Raw genomic sequence first — 15,316 nt, 5'->3', positions numbered from 1 at the left:
CCGCTTGCGCGGGAGCCCTTGTAGACATGCCTGTTTTTATTGGTAGACGTTAAATTCGTTGATCGACCACCAGCTCGAAGCGGTGCCGGTTTGCACCACTTTGACGTAGCGCGCCGATTGGCTGGAGAAATCCACCGTGATTACAGGCGTGCTGCCTGTTCCGCTGGCTACAGCCGTGCCCCAATTCGTGCCGTCGCTCGACACGAATACCTGATAGCCGCGGGCGTAGTCGCCAGCTGCGTTCGTCGAATCCATCACGATGCGGCGGAATGTTTTGGCCGACTGCATATCGACGACGAAGTATTGGCCATTCGTCATCGCTGCGCCGGTGCTCCAGCGCGTCGTCAGGCTGCCGTCCAGCAGGTTCGCCGGAACGTCGCCGCTCGTCGGGTTGGACGTCGCCGTCCAGCCCGTGCGGGACAGCGCCGTGTACGTGCCGCCACCGCCGCCGCCAGCTTGCGTTGTGGCACTCGCTGCGCTGCTGGCTGCCGATACATTGCCTGCTGCGTCCTTCGCTTTGACCGTGTAGCTGTAAGCGGTCGAAGCCGTCAGACCCGTGTCGCTGTAGGACGTTGTGGTGCTGGAGCCAACCAGCGTGCCGCCACGGTAAATATCGTAGCCGGTTACACCGACATTATCGGTCGAAGCTGTCCAGCTCAGATTAATTTGGCTGCTCGATGTTGCTGTTGCTGTCAAACCGCTTGGCGTGCTTGGCGCTTGCGTATCGCCGCCACCGCCGCCGCTGCCGTTCGTGTAAACGTTGAATTCGTTAATCGACCACCAGCTCGAAGCGGTGCCGGTTTGCACGACTTTAATGTAACGTGCCGATTGAGCGGCGAAGTCAACCGTAATTACAGCCGTGCTGCCTGTGCCGCTGGCTACAGCCGTGCCCCAGTTCGTGCCGTCATTCGACACAAACACTTGATAGCCGCGTGCATAGTCGTTTGCTGCATTCGTGGAATCCATCACGACGCGATTGAAGCTTTGCGCCGATTTCATATCAACCACGAAGTATTGACCGTTTGTCATCGTTGCGCCCGTGCTCCAGCGCGTCGTCAGGCTGCCATCCAGCAGGTTGGCCGGAACGTCGCCGCTCGTCGGATTGGACGTCGCCGTCCAGCCCGTGCGGGACAGCGCCGTGTACGTGCCGCCACCGCCGCCGCCAGCTTGCGTTGTGGCACTCGCTGCGCTGCTGGCTGCCGATACGTTGCCTGCTGCGTCCTTCGCTTTGACCGTGTAGCTGTAAGCTGTCGAGGCCGTCAGACCTGTGTCGCTGTAAGATGTTGTGGTGCTGGAACCGATCAGCGTGCCGCCACGGTAAATATCGTAGCCGGTTACGCCGACATTATCGGTCGAAGCTGTCCAGCTCAGATTAATTTGGCTGCTCGATGTCGCTGTGGCCGTCAAACCGCTTGGCGTGCTTGGCGCTTGCGTATCGCCGCCGCCCGGCGTGCCGTTATAGTAGACGTTAAACTCGGCGACCGACCACCAGTTAGGCGAGGTGCCGGTTTGCACGACCTTGACATAACGGGCGTTTTGCACCGCAAAGTCGACACTGATCGCCTGCGTGCTGCCCGTACCGCTGGCTACCGCGCTGCCCCAGTTTGTGCCGTCACCCGACACAAACACTTGATAGCCGCGGGCGTAATCGTCGGATGCCGCATCAATCACAACGCGATTGAACGTTTTGGACGCTTTCATATCGACGGTGAACGATTGTCCGTTGACCATTGCCGTGCCGCTGCTCCAACGCGTGGACGTATTGCCGTCCAGCATGTTGCCCGGCGCATCGCCGCTCGTCGGATTCGACGTGGCTGTCCAGCCTGTGCGGCTGAGCGCCGTATACACGCCAAGCGTCGTCGCGCTGGCTGTACCGCTGGCTGCCGAGGCGTTGCCGGCGATATCGCGCGCTTTCACGGTATAGCTGTAAGCCGTCAGCGGCGACAAGCCCGTATCGCTGAACGTGGTGCCGATCGACGATCCGACCTTCGTGCCGTTGCGGTAAATGTCGTAGCCGGCTACGCCGATGTTGTCGGTCGACGCATTCCAGCTGAGGTTGATTTGGCTGCTCGACGCCGTTGTGGCTGTCAGGCCGCTTGGCGTGCTTGGCGGCTGCGTATCTCCTCCGCCGTTCACCATCGGATTGACCTTCACCAGCGAGTGAGCGGCTACCGTAGCCGAGCCGGTTACGCCGGAGGCGTTGCGGAACTGCACGGTAATCGCTGCATTCGTCGGGTTCCAGACGTGCGCCGTATATTGATTGCCCTTTTTGTACACGCCGACCGATGACCAGTTATCGGCCCACAGATCGGTGGTACGGTTGCCGTAGCTGGCAGCGTTGTGCACGAACCAGTATGTGTTGAACACCTCGTTGAGCTGCATGATCGATGGGTTCCATTTGTTAATGACCGCTTGCGGATCGCTAAGCGCCTGGAACGACCAAATGATATGCTCCCAGCCGACCTCCGGCCCGCCGTTATCCTGCAGGAAGGCGGCATACAAATCGGCGGCTTTTTGCGGATTTTTACCGAAATAGGTCATCCATTCCGCCGTCGGCAGCCAGTGGATGCCGTAAATGTTCACCGGAGCCCCGGAGAAATACGTGCCGAACACATACGCGCTGCCCCATACCTGACCGGCTACGCCGTGCTGATATTCGGGAATCCAGTTGTCGTGATCGTAGTTGAACCAATACTGCTCAATCGACTTCAGCTCGGTTGTAAATACCCACGCCGCAGCGTCGCGAATGGCAGTATTGCCGGTTACTACGCCCCACAGGTAAGCGCCCGCGTAGCCGTCGAGCGATTCGCCTGCCGCTTCCTGGTTGTTGCCGCTATTGTTATCGGCATAGCCGCCGGCCCAGGAATGGCCTTCGTATGGATCAAAGCTGCGCATCCAAGGATACATCGTATCGGTGCGCGACGGGTTGGCGTAGTCGCGAATCAGCTGCTCGACCATGCCGCCGTAGTTGTTTTTGAAATCATTGTCGAAAGAAGCCAATACCGCCGAAGCATACGCAAAATAACCATACGTATAGTGATGATCGGTTATACCCGTGTTAATGCCCCAACCTGCGGCCCACGGATAGATCGAGCCCCAGTCCGGCGAATAGTGGAAATAGAACGTATGCAGCGCGTCATTGGCCGAATACGTGTACCAGTTCGTCAGCACCGTGCGCAGCACGTTCAAATAATTGTCCCGGCGCGTATAGTCGCCGAGCTGATCGGCAATCAACGCCGCCATCGCCGTCGGATGCAGCACCTTGCCCTGCCAATACGGGTCCTGATTCATCAAGCCGCCGGTGTTGGCCAGCTCTGTATCCAGATAGGTCAGGTACGATTTCAGCGACGCTTGCGAGTAGCTGGAATCGTTCGGCTCGACCATTTGCGGAATAATGCCGTTGAATTTGTCGGCCGTCGTAAACGAGTTGCCCTCGTGCACCTTGAGCAAGCCGCGGATCGATGCGTACGTGCGTCCGCTCGTCGACGAGTTCGACACCTTCCATTGGTGCGGCAGCATCGCCATCAGCGTATCGGCCGAAAAGCCGGAGCGCTTGAGCTGCGTGACGGAATTGAAGTTTGTGGTCACGGTTGCTTGCGAAACGTCATAGTTGTAGCTGACCTGCGTGTTGGTCACGAAGGCGTAGCCGTGCTGGTAGTAGTAGTTCAAGTCGCCGTTGGACGGAATCGTCGCAATCGACAGATAGTTCTGGCTGCTGCCCAGCTTCATTTTGATTTTATTGCCCGCTTTGGTGAACACAGTGCCCGGAGGCGCAACAACGGCATACGAACGCACAAAAGTATGCGGCGTCGCGGCGTTGTCCTTGTTCGTAATTTGCACCCCGATATGATCGGCCGTGATGCTTGCGCCGTCGGTCGTTAAAATGCTGTTATTGGCATCGTCGAAAATTTTCGTAATGCCCAGCGAATAAATTTCAGGCGAATTCGGGTCGGCAAACGTGTTGTATACGTAAGGCGAGCCTTTGACGAACGTCGTTTTCATTTTGGCGGAGCTGTCGTCGCTCATGATCACATTGACCGAATAGTCGCCGTAGCCGTCGACCTTCGTTTCAATAGCCGACGTGTTCGGCATATTGTTCGCCATCAGGAACATATCCGGTTCGCCGTCGGCGTTGACCGCGCCGCCATCGCCGTTGATGTAGCCCGCGCCCGGATTCATCAGGCCCAGCCCGTTCTCCGTATATTTGTTCTTCAGCGGCAAAGTAATAATGCCTGTGCTGTTGCCCAAATGAGCGATCAGCAGGTTCTGCCACCAGTCGTTGGACGGAATCGGTCCGGTGACGTTGGACGTTTTATTTTTCGGATATACCGCTTCGAGTTGGGTAATATCGTTGATTTCATAGCTGCCCGAACCCACGTTGACGGTCGATTTCGTCGGAATCGCCGGAATCGAATAGCTCGGCTGCGGATCGCCTGTCTGGTAAGGATAAACCTCCATCTCCCACAGCGAATAGCCGTAGCCGCTGCCCCGGCCGTAGCCGTTCATCCGCACATAGCGGCCGCTGGCGTAGAGCGAAATCTCGTCCGTGCCGCCCGAGCCGTGCAGCTGGCGGTAGACGGTCGTCCAGTTCGTCGCGTTGTTCGAGACCTGGATATCGTACGCCCGGCCGAACGCCGCTTCCCAGCGCAGCACCACCTTGCCGATCTGCGTCGTCTGCCCGAGGTCGACGTACACCCATTCGGCATCGGTTTGCAGCGACGACCAGCGCGTGCCGCGGTCCCCGTCGGTCAAGCCCGCCTTGGCGTAGTCTCTGGCCGGCAGTCCGGCAAAGTTCGGATCCTGGTTCTGCTCCGACGACGCCGTGACCGGCTTGTTCAGCGCAGCGTTGGCGACCGGCGGCTTCGGCGGCTGGTTGTAGCCTCCCGTGCCGAACACCTTGAATTCGTAGATGGAGACGCCGTAGCCGCTCAGCGCCCGCTCGACGCTGTACATCCGCACGTAACGCCCGGTTCCGGTCACGTTAACGTCGGTGGTGCCTCCCCCGAAATTCGTATTCGTATAAATGGTGTTCCATGTATATTCGTCGTTGGAAACCTGAATCTGGAAATTTTTCGAATACGCGCTTTCCCAGTTGATCGTGACGCGTGTGATCGACGCCGAAGCGCCCAGATCGACGTACATCCATTGCGGGTCCTGACCTTGCGCCGATTCCCAGCGAGTGGTCATGTCCCCGTCGACAGCCAGCGGCCCGGATACCCCGCCGTTATTCGATGATACATACACCGGCCTGTTCTGCGAAAGCAGATACGGGTCGGCTGCAGACGCCTCTTGCACCTGCACCGTTCCAATCATTCCGATGACGAGCGACAGTGCCGTCATCCATTTGAACATTTTGTTGCGCCAGCTGGATTGCTTGCTTGCCATTATTGTACCTCCGTTCGATTCGTTTCCACAGTGAGCCCGTCTCGGGCCTCTGCGTTTGCTCTTGGACCATGCAAAATCGGCTCCAAGCCCCTCCTTTCCGTTGAAATGGATTACATTTCTAGCGTAAAGGAGCGGCAGCGAATCGCGTAGATACAATAATTTGTGATTATGGCAATTTATTAGGCGTTTTTATTTTTTTAGCACACTTTGATACCAGTCGTTGACCTCGCGGGTGATTTGATCGCCGCCCAGCTCCCGCCAACGCGCCGCGAAGGCATCGAACGCTTCAATTGGCGTCCGGCCGTAAATCATGTTGGTGTACGTCTCCACCTCCATCTGATGAAGCAAGTCAAGCTTGGACGTCATCGTCGGCGTGCTCGCTCCGACAAAATAGTCGGGATAGCGGATATGCGCCCGCTCGTAATCGGCGACAATCGCCGCCGCTTCGATCTCCTCGCGCGTTCGGTATTGCTGCGTCTGGATTTCAAACGGCGTCTCGGCTTGGCCCTTCTTGAGCTTGAGCAGCGTTTCGATCATCAGATCCGGCAGTCGGGCGCCGTCCCAATTGAGCGAATACGCGAGCGGATTGAGCAGATTAAGCGATTTGTCCCGCGACGCATACCCGTTGATCCGCTTCCAGTCATACCCTTCGGCAAAGCCGTTCTCAAACTCCGAGCCGGCCTGCGGATTGGCAAAATGATCGAGCATATAATTGTAGTATACGAAATAAGCCTCCGGATGCGGACTGTCTTTGTTGATCAGCTCATACCCGTTGACCATATTGTTCAAATAACCGGCGCGCACGCCGCGCTTCCCGTCCGGTCCCGCCGGCACCGGGTACGCCTTGTATTGGGCGCCAGGCACGTTGGCCTTGAGCTGGCTGAGCGGCCAATCGGCCAGCCAGTGCGGGCCTGCGACGATGCCGGCTTTGCCCAGTGTGAACAGCTCGGCGGCTTTGGTCTCGTCCCACACGACGGCATCGGCGGCAATATAGCGCTTCTCGACCCAGTTGCGCAGCTTGGCCAGCGCCAGCTTGTTGCCGGGATCAATCGAGCCGTAGGCCAGCTGACCGCCGCTCAGGTTCCACTGGCGGGGCACGGAGCCGTAAGCGCCGAACAGCCAGCTCAGATCGGCGATCCACGTATTGACCTTGTCGCGCAGCGTCACGGCAATGCCATACGTATCGTCGATTCCATTGCCGTCCGGGTCGTCGTGCACGAAGGCGTCCATGATCCGCTCCAGATCGTCGACCGTCTGCGGGGCAGAGAGGCCCAGCTTGCGCATCCAATCCTCGCGAATCCACAGCACGGGCTCGACGTTATACGTGTAGTCGAAAACGGGAACCGCCCACTTCTTGCCGTCCTTGGTCACGGAATACCACATTTCGGGGTATTGGGCCGCCAGCTTTTTCCACGTTTCGTTGGCATAACGGTCGAACAGCTCATCCACCGGCATGAACCGGCCGGAATCGATCAGCTCGTTCAAATCATTTAGCGTATCGCGGTACGGCACGATGTCGGGCAGCATGCCTTCAGACGACAAGCTGAGCTTGAGCTTGGTTTTGTAGTTGTCGTTCGTATTGTCGACGACCCACAGCGTTTTCAGCTGAATGCCGAGCGTGGCCTTGGACCAGCGGTTGAACACATTATCATCCCAATCCTCGCCGGGCGCAAACCGCTCCTGCGTGTTGTTGACCACGCGCGTCACGGTAATCGGCGGATCATACGGAATGCCGCCAGCCGCTTCCGGTGGTCTATGTGCCACCGTGTCGCCTGCCGCGGGCTTGCACCCGCTCACCGTTACCGTCAGCAGCAGCGCTCCGGCTGCCGCTCCCCACATCCGCTTCTTCCTGCTCATGACCATCCTCCATTCGGACACGTGATGACAATGCTACTCTTCAGCTTTCTCTGTATTCCTGCGGAGTCACGCCAAAATACTTCTTGAAAATCCGGATAAAATACGGCGTATTGGCGATGCCAATCTGCTCGCCTACCTCGTAAATCCGCATGTCGGAGGCATTTTTGAGCAAAAAAGCCGCCTTTTCCATCCGGATGCGATGGATATATTGGCTGACGCCTTCGCCGGTTTCCATTTTGTAAATCTTCGACAGATGGGTCGGGTGCATATAAGCGTGCCGGGCGAGCGTATTCAGCGAAATATCGCCGGTCAGATGCTTGTCGATGAATTGCTGCACCTTCTGGATGATCGATTTGCGTGAAATTTTCATCTCGGCAATGACGCTGTCGCGCAGCGTATACAAAATGTCAAACGCCCAGCGGCGCAGCCGTTCGATCGAATCGATCCGGTTGTCGGGGCCGGCCTCCAGCATGCTGTCGACGCCAAGCACCGGCTGGTTGTTTTTATGACACAAATAAATGAAGGTCGATTGCAGATGAAAATAAACCTCCATCACGTGCTCTTGCGTCTGGAACGGCTTCTGATCCAGCTCGGCGAACACATCGCCCAGCTTGACCTCGGCATCCTCCCAGCGGCCCGCTTCCAATAAATGCATCAGGCTTGGCGGCTCATACAGCCGGGTCAATGCCTGAATATCGATCAGCTCGGGAGCGGCTTCCATAATTTTCAGGAAAAAATGCTTGTCGCCGCCGACCTTTTGCCGAAACGCGCTCAAAATCTCCTTGTACGACGCCGACAGCTGCTCGGGAAACCGTCCCCATTTGCCGAGTGCCAGCGAAATTTCGCCCTTGAGAAACACCTTGGCGTTGTGCTGCAGCCGCAGCGCCGTCCGCTCGGCCATCTGCTGCCTGGCCTCCAGCGGGTCCATGCCCGGCACAGGCTCCGGTCCGAACGGCTCCTTGGGCGTCAACACGAACACCAGATACCCGTGCACGTCGCTCGTGTACCAGAAATGAAAATGGGATTTGCCCAGCTCATTGGCGATATTGCCAAGCGCAAATTCGGCCAGATCGGGCTTGAAGCGCTCAAAGCCGTCCTCCAGCCGGGCCAGCATCAGCATATAAGGCGCGCCAAAGGCAAACGGCAGGTTGAGGTGCTTGCTGCGGGCCAGCCAGCGCTCCTCGCTGTAGGTTTGCACGTGCAGCAGTTCGTCGAGCAGGTTGCTTTTGAGCAGCGGCAAATTCTCGCGGAATACCTGCATGCTGCTTTCGTAGGACGCGACCTGCTCCCACTCCTGGCGGATCACCTCGACCGACTGATGGACCGTACGCAGCAAATCCTCGTCGCATACCGGCTTGAGCAAGTAATCAAATGACTGGTATTGCATCGCCTGCTGGGCGTATTCAAAATCGGCGTAGCCCGATAAAATGATGCACTTGGTCTTGGCCCATACCTTGCGGATTTCGCGAATCAGCTCCAGCCCCGACATTTCCGGCATGCGGATATCGGTGATGACCACATCAATCGACTGCTCGCTCATCACATGCAGCGCTTCCTTGCCCGAATAAGCCTTGAACACCTGGCCGATGCCGACCGTATCCCAGGGAATGGTTTCCACCAGACTTTCCACCCAATGCGCCTCGTCGTCCACGACTAGCAGCTGCAGCATCTTGATCCTCTCCTTACGTATGTTGTTACTTACGCTTCGTCCGCGCTCCAGCTCCACAGCAGCGTGACCCGCAAGCCGCCGAGCTCTGACGGCCCGATCGCCGCTTCGGCCTGCTCGCCGAAATGCAGCTTGAGCCGCTGATGGACGTTCCACAGACCGCACCCGATCTCTTCCTGCAGCGGCAGCTTCATCTTGTTCTCCAACTCGCTGCGCTGCTCCTCGTCCAGTCCCTTCCCGTCATCCTCGACGTACAGCATCACCTCGTCGTCCTCCAACCGGCCGCAAATGCGGATAAATCCAGCCTCCAGCTTGCTCTGCACGCCGTGAATGATCGCATTCTCGACAATCGGCTGCAGCATCAACCTCGGCAGCTGGATATCCAGCATCTCCTCCGGCACGTCGATTTCATAATGCACGCGCTCTTGACGCAGCTTCTGGATTTCCAGATAATGCGTGACCAGCTTGAGCTCCTCCTTGAGCGAGGCGGTCGGTTTTTCCAGCCGGGTCGTGTAGCGATAGTATTGGCTCAAATTTTGCGCCATCGAAATGACGGCGTCCTGATGCTTGAGCTTGCTCATATTAATGATGAAGCCCATGCAATTATAAATAAAATGCGGATTGATTTGCGACTGCAAATGCTTGAGCGTCGCTTCGCGCGCGTGCAGCTTCTCGTGAAATACCCGCTCGATCAGCTCCTGAATGCGCTCGGCCATATCGTTGAACCGCTGATTCAGAAAATGAAACTCGTCGCGCTTCTTCGTCGCCAGCCGCACGGCGTAGTCGCCGGACTGAATCTTCTTCAAGCCGCGGATCAGCCGGTCCAGCGGAATTTGCACCTGACGGTACAGCATAAAGGCAGCCGCGAAGCTGAGCAGCGTAATGAATCCGATGAACAGCAGGAACAAATTGCGGCTTTGATGAATCGGCTTCAGAATTTTTTCCACCGGCGTGATGTTCAGCGCGTACCATTGAATACTCGGAATCCGCACGTAAGCGATCTCGTAAGATTGGCCGCCAAGCTCGGCGGTAAAGGTGCCGCTGCCCTCCAGCAGCGGGCTGTTCTCGCCCATCCAAGCCGTGAATTGCTGCTTGAGCTCCGGGCTGAGGCTGCGATTGGCGATCATGTCGCCGCCGTAGCGGTACAGCACCGGCTCGTCCACGCTTTGCTGCTTGAAGTGGTCAAGGAGCTGCACGAGCGGTTGCTCGGTGAAGCGCAGCTCGACGACGAGATTGGCCATCGCATATGGCTCCTTGTTTTCCGGTAAATAGGCGTACCAGTGAAAATCCATTCCGGAGCCTGCGCCGATGGCCGGACCGGAAATCCACACCGAGCGCACGTTGTTGCGCAGCACCCCCTCGTCGTACAGACGCGATGGATCGTTGGAAATGACCTCATGGGCTACATTGGAAAAAATCGAGATGTTGACCGGCCAGTTGACGGAAAACGCCAGCAGCTTGAGTTTCTGGATGATTGCCGCTTTATTGCGAGCGTTTTCATAAGAGTCATTGCTAAAGGAATACCCCATGAATTGCTGCACATTCGGGTCCTCGGTCAGCGTCAGTCCGGAGAGTGTAATTTGCTTGATTTGGGAATCGATTTCATTGGCAAAATACGTAAGACGATTGATGTTGGTCAGGTGAATGTGCTCCTCGATGACCGCGGTATTCGTCTGCACGGAATACGCATACATGCCGACAATGGGAAAAATCAACAGACACAGCACGTAAATCATTTTGCGGAATATGCTCATTTTGATCATAGGGTTCTCCTGCAGGCTGGGCTCCGATTTGCTATAGACAAGCTTCGACAGCGAAAACGGCGATTCCTCTTTGTCGCTGGCCAATCGGACACGATTGCAGCAAAATCGCGCCAAGTGCAGCCAAATTGCGTATACGGCAAAAAAGCCGTCCGCAGCAGCCTGAGCTGCTTGCGAACGGCCTGTCGGCGTTGCCGCTTGCTTATTTCTTGCCGCCTTCGGCAAGAATCGTTTCCCAAATCGCGCCCTTGCCGTACAGCTCCTTGTTCACCTGCGACCAGCCGCCGAGATAGGCGATGTCGAACAAGCCCTCCGGCTTTTTGTAGCTGGCTTCATATTGCTTGGCGACTTCAGGAACGACGGAGCGGAAGCCTTTGTCGGCAAATACCTTCTGCGCTTCCGGGCTCCAGAGGAATTCGAGGAACGCTTCAACCGCTGCGCGGTTGCCGTGTTTGTCAACGTATTTGTCGACGAGCGCAACCGGGTTCTCGATGGCCGTCGTATATTTCGGCACGACCTCCTCGTATTTCTGGCCGGCCTTGATCCGGGCAATCAGCTCGTTTTCATAGGTGACGATGGCATCGCCCACGCCTTTGTCAAACGTAGCGAGCGAGTCTGCGCCGCTTTTGTCCAGCACTTTGATATTTTTATACACTTGAGCTACGAGGTCTTTCGCTTTGGCCGGATCTTTCGCGCCGGCTTCCTCGGAAATTTTCAAGCCCGCGCCGTAGATGGCGTTAATGTCCCATTTCGCGCCGCCCGACGTGCTCGGATTCGGGATCAGCACCTCGACGCCCGGCTTGGTCAAATCGTTCCAGTCGCGGATTTGCTTGGGGTTGCCTTCGCGAACGCCAATCGCGGCGATCGAGTTCGTAATCATGCCGCCGTGCGGCTTGCTTTTCCAATCGTTCGTGATCAGGCCCTTGTCGACGATTTTCTGAATATCGCCTTCCAGCGAAAGCGGCGCGATGTCGGCTTCAAAGCCTTGAATGATCGCGGTAGCCTGCGAGCCCGAGGCTTGGTACGATTCCTTGAATTCGACCGTTTGCCCGGTCTTCTGCTTCCATTGCTCCTTGAACAGCGGCAGGATGCTGTCAAGGGAATCCTTGAGAATCGAATACGCGCCGATGGTAATCGTCACGCTGCCGCCGGCATTGGCGGCCGGAGATGCGGCTGCAGCGGACGGCTGCGCCGATGGCGACGGGCTGGCAGAGTTGCCTGATGCGCAGCCGGTCAGCGCCAGGCTGATGGTCAGAATAGCGGCGCTAAGCGCGCCGAATGTGCGTTTGTTTTGCGTGCGAATGGTTTTCATGGAAAAGCTCCCCTTTACATTAAATGATTAACGGTGTGCGCGATGCTTCATCCACTCCAGGAGGAGCAGGATGGTAATCGAAATGAGACCCAACACAAAAGCCAGGCTGTTGGCTGCAATCAGATTGAAATTCTCGGCGTCCTGATACACAAGCGTCGTTGCGGTCTGCGTCTGGCCGATGATATTGCCGGAAACGACGAGAATCGAACCGAATTCGCCCAGCGAGCGGGCTACGGTGAGCACGATGCCGTAGACGACGCCCCAGCGGATCGCCGGCCAGGTGACCTGGCGGAAGGTCCGCCATTCGCTGGCGCCCAGCGTCGCGGCGGCTTCCTCGGACTGGGTGCCGATCTCTTCCAGCAGTGGTACGACTTCGCGGATCATCAGCGGAAAGGTGATGAACGTCGTAGCGAGAATCATGCCGGGCAGCGCATAGACGATTTTCAGATGATGCGCTTCGAAAAAAGCGCCCAGCAGCGTATTCGGCCCGAAGATCAGGATGACCGTAAGGCCGGCAATGATCGGCGAAACCGCAAACGGCAGGTCGATGATCGCGCTGAACGCCGGCTTGAGCCAGCGGGCGATCCAGCGGCCCCGCACCAGCGATAGCGACAGATACACGCCGACGATGGTGTTCAGCAGCGTCACAACAATAATGATGACCGCTGAAATATACATGGCGTGCAGCGCCTCCGGCCGGGCCAGCGCTTCGACGAACGGGCCAAAGCCATCCTGGAAAGCGCCGACGGTAATTCCCGCGAACGGCAGGAGCAGCAAAACAGCGATAATCAGCGCGGTCAAACCAATCAGCGTGCGTCTCATGTCAGCTGCCTCCTTTCGCGGCTTACGAGGTTAATGATCCAGAGCAGCAGCAGCGAAAGCGTCAGCAGCACGATGGACAGCGCCGCGGCTCCTTCGGGATTGAAATTTTGCGTCTCGCCGTAGATGTAGACGGAGACCACCATTGTCTTGCCCGGCAAATTGCCGGAAATCAGCGAGATGGCGCCGAATTCCGCCAAAGCCCGCGAGAAGGCCAGCATGCTGCCGGCAACGATACCCGGTGCGACGGCTGGAAAGACAATGCGGCGAAAGGTCAGCCATTTGCTCGCGCCGAGCGTATAGCTCGCTTGCTCCTCGGATGGATCGATCTGCTCCAGCAGCGGTTGAACCGTACGGATGACGAACGGAAAGGTAACAAAAACAAGGCCAATGACGATTGCTGTTTGATTGTAAAGCAGCTTAATCCCGGCGTGCTCCAGCGCCGCGCCGAGCGGACTTTGCGGTCCGAGCAGCGTCAGAATCATCAGTCCCGCGACGGAGGTCGGCAGTGAGAACGGCAAATCGACCATGCTGTTCAGCAGCTTTTTCCCCGGAAAGGTGTAGCGGACGAGCACGTAGGCAATCATCGTGCCGATGACCATTTGAATGATGGTTGAAAGGATACTGAGCTTGATTGTCAGCACCACCGATTTCCAGGCAAGCGGTCCGGTCACTTCTTCCCAGAAGGGCTGCCAGCCCAGCGAGAACCCCTTGACGTAAATGGCTCCGATCGGCAGCACCAGCAGCGCGATCAAGTAACCGATAAGCACAGATCGTACTGTAGCTTTAAATACTTTGTTGGCCAAGTCAACACCACCTAATTACAATTAATCATAGTTGAATACTAGGAATTGATTTCAAATATAGCAGTCCACCTCTTTAACTGTCAAGCAAAAAATTTGCAGCCTGCAAAATCGCTGATTGAACGCATGTGAAGGCTATGCAAAGATTGGCCTCAGCTTGAAAAAACGTGCCGTAGCCGGTTGGCCTGCAGCGACTGCAGGCGTCCCTCCGCTGGTCGCATGCATATCATCGACAATCGGCTTTTTAATAAAAGGAAAACGGCTGCTGCCGGGTTCGTTGTCCTGCGAAGCCTTTTCAAAATATGTGGGAGCAATGCGTCTGGAGCGCTTTTTTGGCGTTTTTCCATAAAGGTATATTTACCTAGTTCTTTATATCTATATTTCAGGTTCAATATTTTCCGTCAGGATTTTAGCACCATTATTTATGTAAAATAAATCCATTATTATAGCGTTAAATTTATAAAATGTAAAATTTTAGATTTTATATTCCATTTTTCTCCTTCGCGTGGTACTATGGACCTGTCCCATAAAAATGGATAAATTTGAAAGGGGAATCAACTTTATGTCAAATGTTATACGTCTTAACACCGCTTTGAATTTCGGTCCCGGCCAGTTGAGACAGGAATCCCAGCAGGGCAATCAGTATGTGCTGTCCCGCGCCGATTGGGCGGCCATTCAGGCCTATGCGCAAAACGGTCTTTCGCTGCCGACCAACGACGAAGAATTTCGCGTTTATGCTAACCTGAAGCCTGGCGCTTCGATCCCGAATATCAGCGATATTTACGACGCCTATAAGAAGGTACACGAGCACTGCAACACCTGGCAGCACGATACATTCCCGCAAACCGTCAGTCTGGCGAGCGACCTCGTCAATTACAATACATACACCAAGACCTACTATCCGGCATTGCAAAAAAGAATCGACGACTATCTGGAGAATCCGACAGACAAGGTGCTGAAAGAGCTGACGGCGATCATCAATCTCCTCCAGAAAAAAGCGACGGAATTCCATGACCGCGCCGTAGCTGCCGAAACTGCCGTCACCAAATTCGCCGACGACACGGCAAACGATCAAACAGTCATTCAAAAGCTTGACGAGAACTACAACAAGCAAATGAATGACGAGGACGGCGTCGTCACGAAGCTGAAGAAGCAGATCTCCGACCTGACCGACCAGTTTAACAAGCTGAATGACGAATACAACCGCGATGTCGTCATTGCCGCTACCACGCCGACATATGCCTGGGCTACGATTTTTGGCTTTATCGCCGCTGTGGTCGTTGCTGGCACCTATGGCGCCGCAGCAGCAGCGTGCAAGCGCCAAATGGACGAAATCCAGAAGCAAATCAACAGCCTGACGACCGAGCTGAATACGGACCTGAACATTTTGGCCGCCTTGACCAGTGCCTCCAAAAGCCTCGGCTTCATCAAGGAATCGATCAACAATGCGCTCCCGGCGCTGCAAAAAGCCAAAGGCTCCTGGAAAGCGCTCGCTGACGATCTGAAATCGTTGCAGGACCTGATCAAAAATGCGATCTCCGATCAGGACCCCGAGCTGTGGAATCTGGGTCTCGACGCCGCTGCCGACAGCTGGGCCAAGGTTGGACAGGATGCCGATGACTACCGTCATTTTGCTTTCGTTACCTTTGTTACGTCACAGACCGCTTGATGTATCTCTCATAGCATGACAGAGCTGGCGAGGGGGCCGAACAGT

The 15,316-nt window shown here is 56.2% G+C and carries 8 protein-coding genes; 1 reads left to right on the top strand and 7 read right to left on the bottom strand.

Annotated elements, in window-relative coordinates; all coding sequences use genetic code 11:
• Window positions 1-36 precede the first annotated feature (36 nt).
• The 7 genes from B5M42_RS00180 to cysT form a co-directional block, all read right to left on the bottom strand.
• Window positions 37-5,385 carry a discoidin domain-containing protein gene (locus B5M42_RS00180; RefSeq protein WP_230632527.1) on the bottom strand — a complete coding sequence of 1,783 codons (5,349 nt, stop codon included), beginning with the start codon at window positions 5,383-5,385 and terminating at the stop codon, window positions 37-39.
• Between the two features lie 189 nt (window positions 5,386-5,574).
• Window positions 5,575-7,242, bottom strand: a complete 1,668-nt coding sequence (locus B5M42_RS00175) for a type 2 periplasmic-binding domain-containing protein (RefSeq protein ID WP_167690269.1) — start codon at window positions 7,240-7,242, stop codon at window positions 5,575-5,577.
• Window positions 7,243-7,282: 40 nt separating this feature from the next.
• Window positions 7,283-8,911: a response regulator gene (locus B5M42_RS00170; RefSeq protein ID WP_134756907.1), complete on the bottom strand. Its 1,629-nt coding sequence runs from the start codon at window positions 8,909-8,911 to the stop codon at window positions 7,283-7,285.
• A gap of 29 nt (window positions 8,912-8,940) precedes the next feature.
• Window positions 8,941-10,671 carry a sensor histidine kinase gene (locus tag B5M42_RS00165; RefSeq protein ID WP_134756909.1) on the bottom strand — a complete coding sequence of 577 codons (1,731 nt, stop codon included), beginning with the start codon at window positions 10,669-10,671 and terminating at the stop codon, window positions 8,941-8,943.
• A 199-nt stretch (window positions 10,672-10,870) separates the two neighbouring features.
• Complete coding sequence (locus B5M42_RS00160; protein ID WP_134756911.1) at window positions 10,871-11,980, bottom strand: sulfate ABC transporter substrate-binding protein; 1,110 nt, start codon at window positions 11,978-11,980, stop codon at window positions 10,871-10,873.
• A gap of 27 nt (window positions 11,981-12,007) precedes the next feature.
• Complete coding sequence (locus B5M42_RS00155; RefSeq protein ID WP_134756913.1) at window positions 12,008-12,802, bottom strand: sulfate ABC transporter permease subunit; 795 nt, start codon at window positions 12,800-12,802, stop codon at window positions 12,008-12,010.
• Window positions 12,799-13,605, bottom strand: a complete 807-nt coding sequence (cysT, locus tag B5M42_RS00150; protein WP_134756915.1) for a sulfate ABC transporter permease subunit CysT — start codon at window positions 13,603-13,605, stop codon at window positions 12,799-12,801. The genes B5M42_RS00155 and cysT overlap by 4 nt, the downstream gene beginning before the upstream one ends.
• Before the next feature lie 559 nt (window positions 13,606-14,164).
• On the opposite strand from cysT, the gene B5M42_RS00145 reads away from it, so the two are divergent.
• Window positions 14,165-15,271 carry an alpha-xenorhabdolysin family binary toxin subunit A gene (locus tag B5M42_RS00145; RefSeq protein ID WP_167690271.1) on the top strand — a complete coding sequence of 369 codons (1,107 nt, stop codon included), beginning with the start codon at window positions 14,165-14,167 and terminating at the stop codon, window positions 15,269-15,271.
• Window positions 15,272-15,316 lie beyond the last annotated feature (45 nt).

The organism is Paenibacillus athensensis (assembly GCF_004514475.2).
Lineage (GTDB): Bacteria > Bacillota > Bacilli > Paenibacillales > NBRC-103111 > Paenibacillus_AL > Paenibacillus_AL athensensis.
Note: the sequence above shows the minus strand (reverse complement) of the source record. Positions and strands in the feature narration are given on the sequence as shown.